The organism is Brevibacillus sp. FSL K6-0770 (assembly GCF_038000275.1).
In the GTDB taxonomy this organism is placed as follows: domain Bacteria; phylum Bacillota; class Bacilli; order Brevibacillales; family Brevibacillaceae; genus Brevibacillus; species Brevibacillus parabrevis.
The window spans coordinates 577,428-594,444 of the sequence record NZ_JBBOBQ010000001.1 but is presented as its reverse complement, the minus strand read 5'-3'; the positions used below and the strand labels follow the sequence as shown (position 1 = coordinate 594,444).

Here is a 17,017-nt window from a genome sequence, read left to right as displayed (position 1 = left end):
CGTACCTCCATCCCTTGCCTTAGCGGAGCACCTCTCCCGATTGCACCAGATGACAGGATACCAGTTGGCCCCCGCCGATGTCTGACAGACTGGGCGTTTGCGAGCGGCAAATGTCTGTTGCATACGGGCAGCGCGGGTGAAACGTGCAGCCGCTTGGCGGATTCGCCGGGCTTGGCAAATCCCCCGTCAACAAAATCCGTTCGCGCTTTTGCCGCGGCTTCGCCACCGGAACAGCCGAGAGCAGCGCCCGTGTGTACGGGTGGCTCGGATTCTCGAACAGCGTCCGCTTGTCGGCGATTTCCACCACACGCCCCAAATACATCACCGCAATCCGGTCGCACAAATGTTTGACTACCGACAAGTCATGCGAGATGAACATCAACGTCAAATTAAATTCCTTTTTTAAATCCTTCAGCAAGTTCAGCACCTGCGACTGAATCGATACGTCCAGGGCAGAAACAGGCTCATCCGCGATAATCAGCTTTGGCTTGACCACGAGCGCGCGGGCAATCCCGATCCGTTGCCGTTGTCCCCCGGAAAAGTCGTGCGGGTGACGGTTCAGATGCTCTTTTCGCAAGCCGACGATTTGAATGATGTCTTCAATGATCTTTTCCCGTTCCGGCTTCGTCCCGATGTTGTGCACCATCAGCGATTCCAGCAAAATCTGCTTGATCGTCATGCGCGGGTTCAGCGAAGCGTACGGGTCCTGGAAGATCATTTGCAAATCTTTGCGCATCAGGCGCATTTCTTCTTTGGGCAGCTTCGCTAAATCTTTCCCGTCAAACCAGACTTCCCCTGCCGTCGGCTCCAAAAGGCGCAAGATCGTTCGACCCGTCGTCGATTTTCCGCAGCCCGACTCGCCTACAATCCCGAGCGTCTCTCCGGGGTAGACAGTCAAGTCGATGCCATCCACTGCCTTGACGTGTCCGACCGTTCGTTTCAAAAAGCCGCCCTTGATCGGAAAATGCTGCTGAAGTCCTTTTACTTCCAATAGAGGTGTCGTCATTGTTGCTCTCCCTCCTCTGCATACAGCCAGCAACGGCATTTTGTCCCGTTCAGTTGCAACAGTTCCGGCGGCTTTTCGTTGCAGATCGGCATTGTCCTGGAGCAGCGCGGCGCAAAACGGCAGCCAGTCGGCATCTGATGCGGCAAAGGAACTGCCCCTGGGATGGTTTCCAAATATTCGCGTTCCTCGTCCAGCTCCGGTATGGAGTTCATCAGGCCAATCGTATACGGATGCTTCGGACTTTCAAACAAAGTATCCACATCTGTTTCCTCGACGACCTGCCCAGCGTACATGACGATGACACGGTCGCACATCTCGGCTACTACGCCCAGATCGTGCGTGATCAGCATGATCGAGGTTCCCGTTTTTTCTTTCAGGTCACGCATCAAGTCGAGAATTTGCGCCTGAATCGTCACATCTAGCGCCGTCGTCGGTTCGTCGGCAATGATCAGCTTCGGATCGCAGGACATCGCCATCGCGATCATGACCCGCTGCCGCATTCCGCCCGAGAGCTGATGCGGAAATTCTCCGTATATCTCTTCTGCGCGAGGCATGCCGACTGCCTTGAGCATGGCGATTGCCCGCTCTTTTGCCTGGGCTTTTGTCACTTGTCGATGCAGCATGACGGCTTCCTCAATTTGTCTGCCTACCGTATGCAGCGGATTGAGCGAAGTCATCGGCTCCTGAAAAATCATCGCAATCTCGTTGCCGCGCACAGCCTGCATTTCTTTTTCCGACAGCCCCAGCACGTCTTTTCCGTGAAAGCGAATCGTTCCGCTCGTATTTCCGTTGGGTGGCAAAAGCCGCATGATCGACAGGCTGGTTACGCTCTTGCCACAGCCTGATTCGCCTACGACACCGAGTGTTTCACCAGCACGGATGGAGAAGTCGACGCCGTCAACTACACTGACGACACCGCTGTCCGTGCGAAACCGGGTTCTCAGTTGTTCGACTTCCAAGATGGTCGTCATCTGCTCCACTCCTTTTCCCTGCGTAGGGCTTTTGATTATTTACGTGAGCGCGGGTCCAGCACCTGCTGCAATCCATCTCCCAGCAAGTTGAAGCCCAGCACGACTAAAAAGATCGCGATGCCCGGATAAAACGTCGCGTACGGTGCGACAGACATCAACGTTTGCGCCTGGTTCAGCATGCTGCCCCACGACGGCGTCGGCGGCTGCACACCCAATCCCAGATAGGAAAGCGAAGCCTCGGCGATAATGCCTGATGCCATGGCGAGCGTCGCCTGAATCACAATCGGGTTGAGCGCATTGGGCAGGATATGGCGGAAAATGATGCGCGCATCTTTTACCCCGACCGAACGCGCCGCTTGAATATATTCCATGTTGCGCAAAGACAGAACCTGACCTCGGGTAATCCGGATGAAGGCAGGCGCAAAGCCGATGCCGATCGCAAGCATGGCGTTGCCAAAACCGGAACCAAGCACCGCCGAGATCGCGAGCGCCAAAATCAAAAACGGAAAAGCCTGCATCGCATCGACGCTCCGCATGACTACCCACTCATCCCAAAAGCCTCGGTAATATCCTGACAGCAAACCGATCGGCACGCCGATCAGCATGGCAATTCCAACAGATATCAGCGCAGCCTGGATGGAAATTCGCGCACCGTAGACGACGCGGGAGAAAATATCCCGACCGAGGTCGTCTGTCCCAAACAAATGCTCACCGTCCGGCTGCATCATCACTTTGTTGTAATCTTGTGCATTCGGGTCAAACGGAGCGATCTGTGGTGCGAAGATGGCTACCAGAATGAGCACAAGAATAATGACTGCTCCGATGACGCCAAGACCATTTCGGAGGAATTTGCGTGCGGTTTTCATCACTCACCCGCTCCTTTCCCAGCTTTGATGCGCGGATCGATCACCGCGTACAACATATCGACAGCCAGGTTGACCATGACTACCAGAACCGCAGAGACGAGAATCGCTCCTTGTACCGTCACATAGTCCCGCTTGAACACGGATTCGACGATCAGACGGCCGAAGCCGGGAATGGAAAAGATCGACTCGGTAATGACCAATCCGCCCAAAAGACCCGCGATCATCAATCCGGAAGTCGTGACCACTGGCACCATGGCGTTGCGCAGCGCATGGCCCAAAATCGTCCGTGCTTCATTCAAGCCTTTTGCTTTTGCCGTCCGAATGAAGTCCATGCTGACCACATCGAGCAAGGAAGAGCGCAGCATCCGCATCAGGACCGCAGACTCCCTCAGCCCTGTCGCCAAACAGGGAAGAATCATCGCCAGCAAATTTTGCGTCGGATTTTCCAGAAACGGAACATAGCCGGAGGCAGGCAGCCACTGGTTGTTGACCGCAAAAAAGATAATCATCATCATTGCCAGCCAAAAGCTCGGGATGCTCATTCCGCCCAGCGCGGTAAAGGTGCTCGTGTAGTCAACCCACGTCCCGCGGCGCACAGCCGCCAGAATCCCGGCCGGAAACGCAATCAGGATGGCGACGAGAAACGTTCCGATCGTCAGCTCCACTGTTGCGGGCAGCCTTTGCATTATTAGTTCAGAGACCGGCACCCGGTCCGTAATCGAGATTCCCAAATCGCCCTGCAACACTTTTCCCAGCCAGGAAAAATATTGCACTACGATCGGCTGGTCCAAACCCAGCTCTGTTCGCAGTGCCTGATAGGCTTCCGGTGTCGCTTCCTGTCCTAAAATGACCCGGGCAGGATCGCCCGGGATCATGTGGATCAAAGAAAAAGTCATAATGGACACCAGCAGGAGAATCGGGATTGTCAGCAGCAGACGCCTGACCACGAACATCATGACAATTCCTCCTTGCTCTTGCCTTTATAGTGTTTCGCTTGCCTTATTGCTTGTCCAAAGTCGCGGTACGGATCAAGCCATCCGGTACATAGTTGAAGCCCGTTACTTTTTTGTTCATGCCAATCAATACGTATTGGTGGTACAAGTACACGTACCCCGCTTCATCCTGCAACAGTTTCGCTGCTTCATCGTACAAGGCTTTGCGCTTCGCTTCGTCCATTTCCCCGCGTGCCGCTACAACCAGCTCGTCCAGCTTCGGAATGGAAATGCGGCCGTTGTTGTTGGAAGTGCCGGTTACGACGAAGTCATGCAAGTTTTGGTCAGGGTCCTGACGACCGGACCAGCCCAGTTGCAAAGCGTCAAATTCGCCTTTGTCGCCTGTTTCAATCAGCTGTCCGTACTCCAGCTTCTCCAGTGTCATGTTGATGTTGTACTGCTTCAGCATGCTTTGCAGCACAGCTCCCAGCTGCTCGTTTTCCGGAGAAGTCGCGATATACAGTTTGAAGTCAAATCCGCCTGGCTTGCCGCCTTTTGCCAGCAAGTCCTTGATTTCATCCGCATTTGGCGCTGTTGGTGTGTTCAACTGTTCGTTGTAAGCGAGATTTCCTTTGGTAAACGCTGTACGCGCAGGCGCCGCATAGCCGTTGTACAGTACCTTCACGACCGCTTCCCGCTCAATGGCGCGGTCTACAGCCTGACGCAAAAACTTGTTGTCAAACGGCGGGCGGGAGTTGTTCAAGTAAATTCCTTGGAAGCCCATTCCCGACTCGGCGATCAGTTGCAGATTCGTATCGCCTTTCACGACAGGGATTTCTTTCACAGGCGTATCGTCGATGATGTCCAGCGTGCCGGAGCGCAAGTTTTGCACCTTGGCTGTGCCGTTCGTGAACACTTTGTAGTTCACTTCGTCGACTTTTACCGCGCCGTTCCAGTAGTTCTCGTTTTTCTTCAGCGTCACGTGGTCGCCTTTTACCTGTTCAACAAAAGTGAACGGCCCGGTTCCGACTGGATGGTTGAGATATTGTTCGCCATGCTCCTTGACTGCTTTCGGCGAGACGATGATGCCGGAACGGTCAGTCAACACGGAGAGGAACGGAGCAAACGGCTCTTTCAATTGAATTTTCACCGTGCTTTTATCGACAACCGACACGGATTCAACGAATTTCAGCTCCCCTTTGCGGCGGGATTTTTCTCCACTGATGTTGCGATCGAAGTTGAATTTGACGGCATCCGCATCAAAATCCGTACCGTCGTGGAACTTCACGCCTTGCTTGAGCTTGAGTGTATAAGTCTTGCCATCCGGCGTAACTTCGTACGATTCAGCCAGCATCGGCACAATCTTGCCTTGCGCATCGATATCGAACAGCTTGTCGTAAAGACTCGCGTATACTTGGCGATCATAAAGCGATGTGGAGATGCTCGGGTCCATCGATGGCGGATCTGCCTTCAGCCCGATATTGATTACTTTTTTGCCAGCAGCAGGTGCTGTTGCTGTTTTTCCGCTATCAGCCGTTCCTGCTCCGCTTCCTCCTCCACAGCCTGTTACCAATAAAACCGTCCCCAGCACGGCACCGAGCATCGCTTTGCTCATTTTGGTCGAAAACATAAGATGACCCCTTCTCTCTTTTTTTCTGTGATAAACATGACGACTTTTTCAAGACAATCCCAGCGGCTCATTCGTCCGATGGCATTCCCCCTTCCAAGGTTCCCGCTTTTTTAGCGGACGAAGTTGTACTTGGATTTCAAAATTTTCAGCTCATTGATGACGTTTGTCCGCAAAATTCCCGGGACTTTGTACAGCTTTTTCATCAAAAATTCCGACAATTCTTCGTAGCTTCTTACCAAGACCTGCGTGAACAGCTGATAGTCACCGGAGGTCAATACGATCAGGCGGATTTCCACCATCTCGTTCAGCGCGGCGACGACTTCGTCGAGCTTTTCCGCTTCGACCGCTACTTGAATGATCGCCTGAACATGCAGGCCTGCCTTGACTGGATTGACGATGCCAACCAGACTCAACGTTCCTTCGTCTTGCAGCTGCTGCACGCGCATGCGAATCGTTTTTTCGGTCACCCCGAGATCTTTGGCGATTTGGGTAAAAGGCAGGCGAGCATTTTCTTGCAGAGCGCGGATGATCCCATAATCTGTATCGTCAAGCTCCGGGTACAGGGAACGCCGGAATTTCTCCTCCATATAACCACTCCTTTATTCGTCTTACTTATCCATTTTTTAACCTTATAGCGGTTGTAAATTAAAAATTACAGTCGAATTACGTAACGATTGTTGTTACTATAATACGAATTACGGCACGATGCAACCCTTTATTCAGAAAATTTCTTTTTGAAAGCATTTTCATTTTTTTATTTTCCTTTATCATATTTCGCGTATTCATAAACAAAAAAACAGCCACTCCCCGTAGGAAATGGCTGAACGACCAGCACCACCCGTTCAATATTCAATCCGCTTTTCCGATTGCTCCCAAGCCAGAAACGGACCTTGCCGATTCTCCAGCTCCATCTGGCGAAAAGGAATGCTTCTGCGCTCATGCGGCAACATGATTTGCTCATAAATGAACTGATCATCGAATCCGACACGCGCTGCGTCTTCTTTTGTGCAAGCGTAGTACACGGCCCGCGGACGCGCCCAGTAAATCGCCCCCAAGCACATCGGACACGGCTCGCAGCTCGTGTACAGCTCGCAGTCGTCCAACTGGAAAGTCCCCAGTTTCTGACACGCCTCGCGAATCGCCTGAACCTCCGCATGCGCGGTAGGATCGTTCGTCGCCGTCACTTCATTGCGGCCTCGCCCGACAATTTGCCCGTCCTTCACGACTATCGCGCCAAAAGGCCCGCCACGGCTGGCTGTTACATTATCCAACGCCAGATTGACGGCATGCTCCATCCATGTTTCCTGTTCCATGCCTTTCCCTCCTCGCTTTGCGCTCCTTCTATATCCTATGCCAGTTTGTGTACTTGCATTAGCCAAACTCGCTCATCGCTTTGCCGACTTATTCAGACGCGCAAAAAAGGCGCCCGCTCCCGGACCACCTTTTGCACACTAGCACTATATTCGGTTCATCGACCGCTTCAAATGGAACAAGTACCGATTGCGGATGACCCAAAAGTAAATCGCCTGAACGATGACGAAGCTACACAACACGATGGCAGTCGGCTTGACGACGGAGGCGATGAGCATGATTTTGAGCAGGCTCTGCAACGAAACAAACGCCACGATGCTATGGATGATCGCAACCAGTATCGGTACGAAAAACAACAGCGCGATCTGCGTCGTGACAATTCTCGTCAACTCCGCATCCGTCAGCCCGATCTTGGCAATCGCTCCATAATGCCGCTTGTCATTTTCTAAGTCCGTGTACAGCCGGAAATACAAAAAGCTCGCTGCTGCTACGAAAAACAGAACCCCTACAAACAGCCCAATGAACAGCCCGGTGTTTGCCATCTGTTTCATCTGGTGATAGAGGGGAGCACGGGCGGCAAAGGAATGTATATCGTTCCGATGCTCGATTTCATCAGTCAGCTTGAGACTGATATCCTGCGTGTCCTTCCACCGCGGCACATCATAGGCAAAACGCTGTTCTTCCCGCAAATTGGTCAGTTGATCGTACACCTTGTTCGGCACGACGGCCAGACGCTCAAAATCGATGCCGCTGATCAGCGGGTTCATTTTCGTATCCGTTTTGACGATCAGCTCCTGGTTGCCCACGCGCAACGTCTTTTGCTTCACAGCGTCATCAAACCACAAGAGCAGCAAAAACACTTCGTTGTCGGCCATTTTCAGCTCGCGCGAATTGGCGGCCACGGCGATGCGGTTGTAATCGGACAGTTTTACGACCCCGATTCTCTCCATATTCGGAGCCTCGGGCAGCACGCGCATGGACACCTGATATTTTTCAAAAGAAAAGCCGCCTTGCTGCAAGCTGTTTTCAATCAACTGCAAATGCGCGTCCTTGTCAGGATTGCCTGCTTTGCTCTGGTATTCAAACGCAAACGGATTCGTCTTCACGACTGTCTCCTGGATCGAACCTGCCAAGGCAGCCAACGTCCCAATCGCACAAAAGGCGACCGTCGAAACGATACAGACCAGGAAAAACATTCTCGCGTTGTCTTTCATCCGGTACGCCAGGTCAGATAGCGTCAGGAGATTCGTGCGCCGCCAGTAAATCGCTCGACGCTTCTTCAAATATTCAATCAGGATCACGCTCAGCTGTGTAAACAGCAAGTACGTTCCTACCACTGTCAAAGCGGTCACCGGCAACACAAGCGCCACCACGTAGATGCCGTCTGCTGTCAGGGCAAGCCAATAGCTCATTCCGAGCAAGGCAACCGCTACGAGCGACAGCACGATCGACGCGCTAGGCTCCCGCTTGGGACGGCGGCTCCCCTGCAACAGTTCAAGCAGGCTGCGGCTTCTGAGCAACAGCACAGTAAACAGTGAGATCGCCGCGAACAAAATAAGAAACGCCACCACTGTCAGCCCTATCGCTTTCCAGGGCAGATAAAAACCCAATGCCTTCACATCGAGCAGAAAGCCCGCAAACTGGAAAAACAGCTTGGCCAGCACCATCCCAAGACCGATCCCAAACGCGATGGAGACGACCCCGATCAGCATGTTTTCCATGCAGATGAGCACATTGCGCTGCATCGGAGTCATGCCGTGCATGAACAAAATCCCAAATTCCTTTTCCCGCTTTTTCAAAAACGCTCCCACGCAGTAGAAGAGGAAAAAGAACGAAAACAGAAAGATGACGTATTCCGCTACGATCATCCCGGTCGCTACTGATTCATGAATCTCCTCGCCGACAATTCCCGGATGGAAAATGAACATGGCGTAGACGAAAAAGATCATGACAGAGAACACGCTGCTCATGAAAAAGGCAGCATAAGTACGTTTATTGCGCAAAACATTATTACACGCGAATTGTCGAAAGGTCATAGGTGTTCCCTCCCAAAAACGATAGCGCGTCAATAATCTTTTGGAAAAACGCCTGACGGTTCTCTCCCCGGTACATTTCGTTATGCAACTGCCCGTCTTTGATAAAAATGACCCGATGACAGTAGCTGGCTGCCAGGGCATCGTGCGTCACCATCATCATCGTCGTATTGTCCGCTTTATTGATCGCTTCCAAAGTCTCCATGACATTTCGCGAAGACTTGGAATCGAGGTTTCCCGTAGGCTCGTCGGCCAAAAGCAGCGAAGGGGAATGGATGATAGCGCGAGCGATGGCGGTCTTTTGACGCTGCCCGCCGGATACCTCGTATGTACGCTTATCCAAAATGTCCAAAATTCCCAGCTTCGTAGCCACATTTTGCAGCTTTTCTTCCATCGTCTGAACTTTGACGTTTTCCAGCGTAAGCGGCAAAACGATATTTTCACCAATCGTCAGGGTATCGAGCAAATTGAAATCCTGGAACACAAAGCCCAACTCGCGGCGACGGAAGAGCGCCAGCTTGTCTTTTTTCAACAAGTGCGGATTCGTTCCATTCAAGAGAACAGCCCCCGATGTAGGAGAGTCAATCGTGGAGATCATATTTAAAAGCGTCGTTTTCCCGCTGCCGGATGGACCCATGATACCGACAAATTCTCCTTTGCGAATCGAAAAATCGATATCGGTCAACGCGCGGTATGTCACTTTGCCTCCGTATATTTTACTCAGACTGTTCACCGCAAGCATTTCCATGCGTCTTTCCCCTTTCCTCTGACATCCCACTTTTCACTATACGAGGGCGCACGTTTTTCAACTATCGATTTAACTTTCATCATCCTTACGTTCTTGTAAGGTTGGCACCACCGCAGACAGGACAAGGCGGACTGTCGTGCCCTCGCCCACTTCGGAGTCCATTTCCACGCCATGGTGCAGCCGTCCGCAAATTTCCTTGACTAAGTACAGGCCCATCCCGGTCGATTCAGGATACTTGCGGCCATTTTCCCCGGTAAAATACGGCTTGAACACCCGTCTGATATCCTCGGCTGGTATGCCGATCCCGTAGTCTTGCACTTCCAGGACGACATGCTGCCCGCGTTCGTACGCTCGGATCGTCACCTTGTTGCTTTTCCCTGCCGAATAGCGAACCGCGTTGGTCAAAAGCTGGTTCAACACAAACGAAAGCCATTTGTCGTCGGATTCCACTCGCCAGTTCTCTTCTATTTTCAGCTCTGGATACACTTGATTGCGGATAAACAAACGCTTGTTTTCCGCCAGCACGTTTTGCGTCAATGTGCGAATCGCCACAGGCTCGATCAAAAAGTCCTGTTCAAAGCGGTCCAGCCGCGCTATGTACAGCACTGTTTCCAAGCCGCGCTTGATCCGGTCGATTTCTTCACGCACGCTCTCCGATTTCGGATCATCTTCATTTTGCAGCAGCAAATGGATGACGGAGATCGGCGTTTTCATCTGGTGCACCCATTGCTGGATAAACGTCGTGTAATCGCGCTGCTTGTTCTCGTACGCATGCAGCTGCTCCTTGTACAGCCGATACTGCTCCAGGCTTTTCTCGTCCAAGGCGCGGCAAAGCGCTGCGTTTCCGTACGTCTGCGTCAGCTCCTCCAACGTTTCTACCGGCTTACTCAAGCGCTGGTAAATCAACCGATGGGTCAAATAACGCACGACCAGAAAAGCTCCGGCAAAAAACACGGACAAAAACATCACGTAAATAACCAAGGATTCGTTCCAGTAGCCGTCCATGGCGAAAATCAAAATCAGCAAAAACAGCTGAACGAGAAAAAAGGCGGCAAAGGCCCATTGATCCCTGAGGAACAGCTTCATTGCCCATCCTCCCAGGTCGCTCGCAGACGATAGCCCGAACCGCGCACAGTCTCGACGGCTCCTTCCAGCCCGATGTCTTTCAGCTTTCCGCGCACACGCGTGATGTACACGTTCAACGTGTTTTCATCGACGAATTGCTCGTCCCACAGCTTTTCCAACAAGCGCTCCCTGCTCACGACGCGCGGGTATTGATTCATCAACGCTTCCAGCAGCAGCGCCTCTTTTTTGCTCAGCTCGATCTTCGTATCGTTCATCGAAAGCTCCATCCGCTCCAAAAACAGCTTCAGTCCCGCAACCTCTACCGTGCGTTCCCCTTCCTGCGGCGCGTATTGTCCGTATGCGCGGCGCAGCTGGCTGCGAATTTTCGCCAGCACCACATCGTAGTCGAACGGCTTGGTAATGTAGTCGTCTGCGCCATTTTCCAGCGCCATGACCTGATCCATCTTGCTCTCCCGCGCGGAAATAAACAAAATCGGGCAGTTGGACTCCTGCCGCATCTGTCTGCACCAGTAAAAGCCGTCAAACTTGGGCAAGTTCACATCCAGCAGTACCAGATCGGGCCGCCTGTCTATGAACACATCCATGACGCGGTCAAAATGCTCGACGTTGACCGTTTGAAATCCGTATTTTTCCAGCTGTTCTTGCAAAAGCTGGTTGATCTTCGGGTCGTCTTCCACAATCATGATTGTCGACATCAGCTTATACTCCTCTCATCGCGAATCTCCTAATTCTTCCTCTCTCTACTATACCACTAGAAAACTCGGCAACGCCAACTGCGCCAAGCTGTCCGAATCACGCCACGCCCGTTTTCGCCCAACAAAAAAAGGCGGTATTGTCATCCGCCTTCAAGCTTTTGCATCCATCATTTGCTGAAGTTTTTTGATCCCGCGAAAATGCAAGATTTTGACTGAAGCCTCTGTCTTGCCCAAAATCTCGGCAATCTCGTTCATACGCAAATCAGCGAGATAGCGCAAAGAAATCACGTTGCGTTGATCTGTCGTCAAGGTGTGTACCTTTTGCCACAGTCCCTCCGTCGTTTCTTGCGTCAGCAGGCACTCCTCCGGCAGCTTGTCAGTCGCAGCCATTGTGCTGAAAGTGTCCTGATCAACCGGGCATTCCCGTTTTTTGCGCATGTGGTCAATCAGGGCATTATGCGCGATGCGGAAAATCCATGCCCCAAAAGGATGGCGGCCATCGTATTGATCCAGCTTCGAGTATACTTTGATGAACACAGTCGTTGTCAGGTCTTCCACGTCCCAGATGTTCTTTACGCGGTAGCGGAAATAGCGGTATATTTTGGCGGAATAATCTTCGTAAATTTGTCTTTGGTTTGGTTTCGCATAAATGAGTGCAGTAGTCATAATCGATCTCCCATTTCGTGATCCGTATGAGTTGATCTCATTGTAAAACGGATCAGAGGCAGGAACCATCGAGTTATATTTCAAGAAGCTTACACTTTTGTAAGGTACTTATAGCTTGCTTGTAAGCTCTCGCACTTATAGGTACGAGAGCCCCACTCGTTTGGTTACAGCCTGAGCCAACTTGCAAAATAATTTTCGGTAACAGGGAAGTAAGCTTTGGCGAAACGGACGAACTCCACTCTGTCCCACACTCGCTTTTTTCCGCTCAGCGTTTTACATCAAAATATATTGAAAAATCCTCCTCATACATGATTTCCACGTAAAAAGGGATGTTCTTCCGCAAAAAAAACGCCCCCGAATCACTCGGGAGCGTTCCTTACAAGCATATTCAAACCTTACAGCAAGCCAAGACGCTGGAAAATCGTATCCACATGCTTCAAATGGTAGCGATAGTCGAAGCATTCATCCAGCTCTTCTTTGGTCAGTGTGGAGCTGACCGTTGCGTCTTCTTCCACGATGGCGCGGAAAGAGCGCTGTTCTTCCCAGGCTTGCATCGCGCGCGGCTGCACCGTATCGTACGCTTGCTCGCGGCTCATGCCTTTTTCGATCAGCTTGAGCATGACTTGCTGGGAGTAGATCAATCCGAATGTGCGATCCATGTTGCGCTTCATGTTCTCCGGGAATACCGTCAAGTTTTTCACGATGTTCATGAAACGGCGCAGCATGTAGTTCAGCGCTTGGGTCGCGTCTGGCAAAATCACGCGCTCTGCGGAAGAGTGGGAAATATCCCGCTCATGCCAGAGCGACACGTTTTCGTAAGAAGTGAGCATGTGACCGCGGATGACGCGCGCAAGACCGCAAATGTTTTCGCTGCCGATCGGGTTGCGCTTGTGCGGCATGGCGGAAGAGCCTTTTTGACCTTTGGCAAACGCTTCTTCCACTTCGCGCATTTCGCTCTTTTGCAGACCGCGGATCTCTGTTGCGAACTTCTCCAGCGAAGTTGCGATCAGAGCCAATGTCGCCATATATTCGGCATGACGGTCGCGCTGCAATGTTTGGGTAGAAATCGGAGCCGGAGACAGACCAAGCTTTTCGCATACGTATGCTTCCACGAACGGGTCGATGTTCGCATACGTGCCTACTGCACCGGAAATTTTGCCGTACGCCACTTCTTTTCTCGCCGCCTGGAAACGCGCCAGGTTGCGCTTCATTTCTTCATGCCACAGCGCCAGCTTCAAGCCGAAAGTGGTAGGCTCGGCGTGCACGCCATGCGTTCTGCCCATGCAAACCGTGTCTTTGTGCTCGCGAGCTTTGTCAGCCAAAATCGCAATGAAGTCTTCGATATCTTTTTCCAAAATTTCGTTCGCCTGACGCAGCAAGTAGGACAACGCAGTATCCACCACGTCAGTAGAGGTCAAGCCGTAGTGTACCCACTTCTTCTCTTCGCCCAATGTTTCCGAAACCGCACGGGTAAACGCCACTACGTCATGGCGTGTCTCTTCCTCGATCTCATAGATGCGGTTAATGTCAAAGCTGGCCTTGTCCCACAGCTTTTTCACGTCCTCTTCCGGGATGATTCCCAGCTTGGACCAAGCTTCACATGCGAGAATTTCTACTTCCAGCCAAGCCTTGAACTTGTTTTCTTCCGTCCAAATGGCACGCATTTCCGGGCGAGAATAACGTTCGATCATGATTATACCTCCGATGGATTCGTCCAGATTTTCAACTCATCAATGTGGGTGAGCGCTTCTTCCACAGTGGGGGCGAGCACGTTGATATGCCCCATTTTCCGCTTCGCCTTGCTCTCGGCTTTTCCGTACAGATGCAGCTTGGCCGTGCGCGGCAGCTTGTCGATTTGATCGATGACAGGCTGAAGATGCTCTCCCAAAATATTAACCATCACGACGGGAGAGAGCAACTCTGTCGAGCCTAACGGCAAGTTGCAAACAGCCCGGACGTGTTGTTCAAATTGCGAAGTCACACAAGCATCCATCGTGTAATGGCCGGAATTGTGCGGACGTGGCGCCAGTTCATTGACGTACAGTTGCCCGTCTGTGGTCAAAAACATTTCCACAGCGATCAGCCCGACTACATCAAGCTTCTCGACAATCGTGCGGGCGATTTCTTCTGCGCGTGCTTTTACTTCCGGTGCGACACGCGCCGGCACGATGCTCAGGTGCAAGATGTTTTCCTGGTGAATATTTTCCGACGTCGGGAATACAGCCAACTCTCCGTCTGGATTTCGCGCTGCAATGACCGACAACTCCATCTGAAAAGGCACGAACTGTTCCACGATCAGCTCTGTTCCTGCCTTGGAGAGTGTCTCGTACGCCTCCGCAAGCTCGTCCTCGCTGCGCAAGACCCACTGGCCTTTGCCGTCATAGCCCCCGGTCGCTGTCTTCATGACCGCAGGCAACCCCAGTTCGGCTACGGCTCCCTGCAAATCTTGCAAACTGCCGACTACGCGAAAAGGTGCGACCGGAATGCCGATTTCGCGAATCGCCGTCTTTTCGGAAATCCGGTTTTGTGTGATGCGCAAAAGGCGGCTGCCCTGCGGCACGTACGCATGGCTTTCCAACACCTCTGCTACCTGTGCATCCACATTTTCAAATTCGTAGGAAATCACGTCGCTGACAGAAGCAAGCTGCATCGCCGCTTCCACGTCATCGTAGCTGGCGACAATTTGCCGATCCGCCGTTTGTCCGCACGGAGCGTCGACGGTCGGGTCCATCGTCACAAAGCGATAACCCATAGCTCGTCCAGCGAGAGCGATCATTCGGCCGAGCTGTCCGCCGCCGAGTATTCCGAGAGTCGATCCTGGTTTGATTTGCTTGCTCTGTTTGGTCGTCATTCCAGTTCGCCAGCCTCCAACACTTTATTGCGCACTTCATCACGTCTTGCCACAAAGCGCTCTTGCACCTCAGGGTATTTGATCCCCAAAATCTGCGCAGCGAGCAGCCCTGCATTGATCGCGCCCGCTTTGCCGATTGCGACTGTGGCGACTGGCACGCCGCCTGGCATTTGCACGATGGACAAAAGCGAATCCAGTCCGTTCAGATTGGAAGACTTCACAGGTACACCGATTACTGGCAGTTCAGTCTTGGCAGCCACCATGCCCGGCAAATGGGCTGCGCCACCCGCTCCCGCGATGATGACTTCCAGCCCGCGGCTTTTTGCACTCTCGGCATACGAAAACATCAGGTCAGGCGTTCTGTGTGCAGAGACGACCTTCTTTTCGTACGGAACCTGCAATTCATCGAGAATTGCGCATGCTTCCTTCATCGTTTCCCAGTCTGACGTACTGCCCATAATGACGCCTACCAACGGCTGTAGCATGAACCATTCGCCCCCTACGTTTTGTATCATCAGAAGAAAACCCAACCGACTAACGGCTTTTTGCGCCGTACTCATCGCCTGGGCTATTCGTACTCGTTTGCTATCAACATACACAGTGTAGCAGGGAGAAAGTTTGCCTGTCAACCACGCTTCCGAACATTTTAAATTAGGTTTGATTCCATCATTCGTGTTTAACCTTTTCCAACCAGCCGTTCGCTGCTTCCGCAAGCTCCAGCTTGAGATGAAGCCAGTAATCAAAAAACGGTGTGGCATCCGCTCCGCTTGCCGCCGATACCAGTTCCTTGATCGCTGCTCCATTCGCAAGCCCGTACTGGTGCTCACTCACGTACTGGCGCAATAGCTGATTCAGCCGTTCGGCTCCCCAAGCATCCCGCAAAGTCCACCACATGACGCCTGAGCGTCCGTAGACCAGCTCATTGTAGCTTTTCCAGTCCGGGAAGGCCGTCACACTCGTCTCGGCGTCAATTCCTTGCTTCGCATACGCTTCCGCCGCTCGCGACTGGCCTTGCCTCATCCGCATGTACGCCTGCGCGCGCTTGGCATCCTTTTCCTGCAAAAACGCCATCGTGGCGTAGTCGGTCAAGCTTTCATCGAGCCACGCCTCCCGCACTTCATCGTTGCCGACGATGCCGTAAAACCATTGATGGGCGGTTTCGTGCGCAACCACAGCCGCTCCCATGCTATTCGCTGTGTTGAAAAATTCCTCTTCAATAAAGACGAGACTCGGATACTCCATTCCCCCAAAAAAGCCGCCCGTCTTGACGACATCGTATTCCTTGTAGGGGTACGTGCCAAACTGTTTTCCATAGTAGTCGAGCGATTCCATCGCCGTCTGGTGCAAGCTGTTCACGACTGCCGCATCATCGCCTTGCTGCGACCAGGTCCGAACGACAGTTTCCCCCACCTTGCCGGACATCGCCTGATACGTGTCATCCATCACGACCATGGCAAAATCACGAACGTTCCAGGCATCCAGCTCGTATATACTTTGGCGCTGCGGCCTTGTTTGCGTGACGACAGCGACACTTTCCAGCCCCGTCGTAGCAAGCTGATACCCTTCCGGCAAATGAACGCGCAGATGATAGTTCGCCACCTCGCTGTAAAACGGGTCGCCGATCGCTGTGTACGGATCGAGTCGCCAGCCGCCGCTGTCCTTGACGGCGAGAATCGGCAGCCAATTGCCGAGCCACATGGCATGATCGTGGTAAGACAGCCGCCCGTTGTTATACGGCACTTGCAGGCGGAAGCTCATCTCCACAACCGTTTCGGCTTTTGCCTTGTTCGGCGGAAGCTGTGGGAGCGGCACGCGCAAAAGCGTGTTCGTTTTTCCTTCATAGCGAACATCAGCTTGGCGTCCGTTTACTTTGACAGCCGAGATCGCAATGCCGCCCGGCTCTCTTTGTTTGCCCAGCACTTGCTCCCAGTTTTCTGAGCGAAGATCCGCCTCTGTAGCGAAAGCATTCGGATACAGATGGAAAAAGGCTTTGTCATCCTGTGGTACAAAGCGGGTCGTCAACGTTCCTTTTACGACTCGCTCGTTCATATCCAGCCACACCTCTGCGCTGTACGTGACAGCTGCCGGCTTCTGCTCCGGGTTGGCGATCACTGTCACATCTGCCCCGGCTTGTCCCGCCCACGGGCTGCTCCACAAGCACACTGCCAGAGCAATCCCTACTACCATGCCGACCACCCAATGCTTGCGCCACATGGCACTCC

The 17,017-nt window shown here is 52.6% G+C and carries 16 protein-coding genes; all 16 read right to left on the bottom strand.

Annotated features, from left to right (window positions below):
* Positions 1 to 19 precede the first annotated feature (19 nt).
* A complete protein-coding gene (locus NST23_RS03225; protein ID WP_173597815.1) occupies positions 20 to 1,006 on the bottom strand; it encodes an ABC transporter ATP-binding protein in 987 nt (328 codons plus the stop codon).
* On the bottom strand, positions 1,003 to 1,977 hold the full coding sequence (locus NST23_RS03220) for an ABC transporter ATP-binding protein (RefSeq protein ID WP_173597814.1): 975 nt from the start codon (positions 1,975 to 1,977) through the stop codon (positions 1,003 to 1,005). Before NST23_RS03220 ends, NST23_RS03225 begins: the two co-directional genes overlap by 4 nt.
* Before the next feature lie 35 nt (positions 1,978 to 2,012).
* Entirely contained in the window at positions 2,013 to 2,843 is an 831-nt protein-coding gene (locus NST23_RS03215; RefSeq protein WP_063229593.1) for an ABC transporter permease, read from the bottom strand.
* The gene (locus NST23_RS03210; RefSeq protein WP_063229594.1) at positions 2,843 to 3,799 is read right to left on the bottom strand and encodes an ABC transporter permease; all 957 of its coding nucleotides are present in this window, start codon (positions 3,797 to 3,799) and stop codon (positions 2,843 to 2,845) included. The genes NST23_RS03215 and NST23_RS03210 overlap by 1 nt, the downstream gene beginning before the upstream one ends.
* 43 nt (positions 3,800 to 3,842) lie before the next feature.
* On the bottom strand, positions 3,843 to 5,405 hold the full coding sequence (locus tag NST23_RS03205; protein WP_122965606.1) for an ABC transporter substrate-binding protein: 1,563 nt from the start codon (positions 5,403 to 5,405) through the stop codon (positions 3,843 to 3,845).
* Between the two features lie 110 nt (positions 5,406 to 5,515).
* Positions 5,516 to 5,992: an Lrp/AsnC family transcriptional regulator gene (locus tag NST23_RS03200; protein ID WP_063229596.1), complete on the bottom strand. Its 477-nt coding sequence runs from the start codon at positions 5,990 to 5,992 to the stop codon at positions 5,516 to 5,518.
* A gap of 255 nt (positions 5,993 to 6,247) precedes the next feature.
* The gene (locus NST23_RS03195; RefSeq protein WP_063229597.1) at positions 6,248 to 6,718 is read right to left on the bottom strand and encodes a nucleoside deaminase; all 471 of its coding nucleotides are present in this window, start codon (positions 6,716 to 6,718) and stop codon (positions 6,248 to 6,250) included.
* Between the two features lie 144 nt (positions 6,719 to 6,862).
* Complete coding sequence (locus NST23_RS03190) at positions 6,863 to 8,752, bottom strand: ABC transporter permease (RefSeq protein ID WP_122965607.1); 1,890 nt, start codon at positions 8,750 to 8,752, stop codon at positions 6,863 to 6,865.
* Complete coding sequence (locus NST23_RS03185) at positions 8,727 to 9,497, bottom strand: ABC transporter ATP-binding protein (protein ID WP_122965608.1); 771 nt, start codon at positions 9,495 to 9,497, stop codon at positions 8,727 to 8,729. The genes NST23_RS03190 and NST23_RS03185 overlap by 26 nt, the downstream gene beginning before the upstream one ends.
* 69 nt (positions 9,498 to 9,566) lie before the next feature.
* Positions 9,567 to 10,583 (bottom strand): sensor histidine kinase, encoded by a 1,017-nt coding sequence (locus NST23_RS03180; protein WP_122965609.1) that lies wholly within the window; start codon positions 10,581 to 10,583, stop codon positions 9,567 to 9,569.
* Complete coding sequence (locus NST23_RS03175; RefSeq protein WP_063229601.1) at positions 10,580 to 11,278, bottom strand: response regulator transcription factor; 699 nt, start codon at positions 11,276 to 11,278, stop codon at positions 10,580 to 10,582. The genes NST23_RS03180 and NST23_RS03175 overlap by 4 nt, the downstream gene beginning before the upstream one ends.
* Before the next feature lie 150 nt (positions 11,279 to 11,428).
* Positions 11,429 to 11,944, bottom strand: a complete 516-nt coding sequence (locus NST23_RS03170; protein ID WP_122965610.1) for a sigma-70 family RNA polymerase sigma factor — start codon at positions 11,942 to 11,944, stop codon at positions 11,429 to 11,431.
* Between the two features lie 395 nt (positions 11,945 to 12,339).
* Positions 12,340 to 13,635 (bottom strand): adenylosuccinate lyase, encoded by a 1,296-nt coding sequence (purB, locus tag NST23_RS03165; protein WP_063229604.1) that lies wholly within the window; start codon positions 13,633 to 13,635, stop codon positions 12,340 to 12,342.
* A gap of 2 nt (positions 13,636 to 13,637) precedes the next feature.
* Positions 13,638 to 14,795: a 5-(carboxyamino)imidazole ribonucleotide synthase gene (purK, locus tag NST23_RS03160; protein WP_122965611.1), complete on the bottom strand. Its 1,158-nt coding sequence runs from the start codon at positions 14,793 to 14,795 to the stop codon at positions 13,638 to 13,640.
* The gene (gene purE, locus NST23_RS03155) at positions 14,792 to 15,280 is read right to left on the bottom strand and encodes a 5-(carboxyamino)imidazole ribonucleotide mutase (protein WP_173597812.1); all 489 of its coding nucleotides are present in this window, start codon (positions 15,278 to 15,280) and stop codon (positions 14,792 to 14,794) included. The genes purK and purE overlap by 4 nt, the downstream gene beginning before the upstream one ends.
* A 181-nt stretch (positions 15,281 to 15,461) precedes the next feature.
* Complete coding sequence (locus NST23_RS03150; RefSeq protein ID WP_242772869.1) at positions 15,462 to 17,009, bottom strand: M1 family metallopeptidase; 1,548 nt, start codon at positions 17,007 to 17,009, stop codon at positions 15,462 to 15,464.
* Between the last annotated feature and the right edge of the window lie 8 nt (positions 17,010 to 17,017).

Bases quoted from the DNA above. Each gene is read 5' to 3' on its own strand.
- NST23_RS03225 (WP_173597815.1), bottom strand. From the start codon at position 1,006: ATGACGACACCTCTATTGGAAGTAAAAGGACTTCAGCAGCATTTTCCG.
- NST23_RS03220 (WP_173597814.1), bottom strand. From the start codon at position 1,977: ATGACGACCATCTTGGAAGTCGAACAACTGAGAACCCGGTTTCGCACG.
- NST23_RS03215 (WP_063229593.1), bottom strand. From the start codon at position 2,843: ATGAAAACCGCACGCAAATTCCTCCGAAATGGTCTTGGCGTCATCGGA.
- NST23_RS03210 (WP_063229594.1), bottom strand. From the start codon at position 3,799: ATGATGTTCGTGGTCAGGCGTCTGCTGCTGACAATCCCGATTCTCCTG.
- NST23_RS03205 (WP_122965606.1), bottom strand. From the start codon at position 5,405: ATGTTTTCGACCAAAATGAGCAAAGCGATGCTCGGTGCCGTGCTGGGG.
- NST23_RS03200 (WP_063229596.1), bottom strand. From the start codon at position 5,992: ATGGAGGAGAAATTCCGGCGTTCCCTGTACCCGGAGCTTGACGATACA.
- NST23_RS03195 (WP_063229597.1), bottom strand. From the start codon at position 6,718: ATGGAACAGGAAACATGGATGGAGCATGCCGTCAATCTGGCGTTGGAT.
- NST23_RS03190 (WP_122965607.1), bottom strand. From the start codon at position 8,752: ATGACCTTTCGACAATTCGCGTGTAATAATGTTTTGCGCAATAAACGT.
- NST23_RS03185 (WP_122965608.1), bottom strand. From the start codon at position 9,497: ATGGAAATGCTTGCGGTGAACAGTCTGAGTAAAATATACGGAGGCAAA.
- NST23_RS03180 (WP_122965609.1), bottom strand. From the start codon at position 10,583: ATGAAGCTGTTCCTCAGGGATCAATGGGCCTTTGCCGCCTTTTTTCTC.
- NST23_RS03175 (WP_063229601.1), bottom strand. From the start codon at position 11,278: ATGTCGACAATCATGATTGTGGAAGACGACCCGAAGATCAACCAGCTT.
- NST23_RS03170 (WP_122965610.1), bottom strand. From the start codon at position 11,944: ATGACTACTGCACTCATTTATGCGAAACCAAACCAAAGACAAATTTAC.
- purB (WP_063229604.1), bottom strand. From the start codon at position 13,635: ATGATCGAACGTTATTCTCGCCCGGAAATGCGTGCCATTTGGACGGAA.
- purK (WP_122965611.1), bottom strand. From the start codon at position 14,795: ATGACGACCAAACAGAGCAAGCAAATCAAACCAGGATCGACTCTCGGA.
- purE (WP_173597812.1), bottom strand. From the start codon at position 15,280: ATGCTACAGCCGTTGGTAGGCGTCATTATGGGCAGTACGTCAGACTGG.
- NST23_RS03150 (WP_242772869.1), bottom strand. From the start codon at position 17,009: ATGTGGCGCAAGCATTGGGTGGTCGGCATGGTAGTAGGGATTGCTCTG.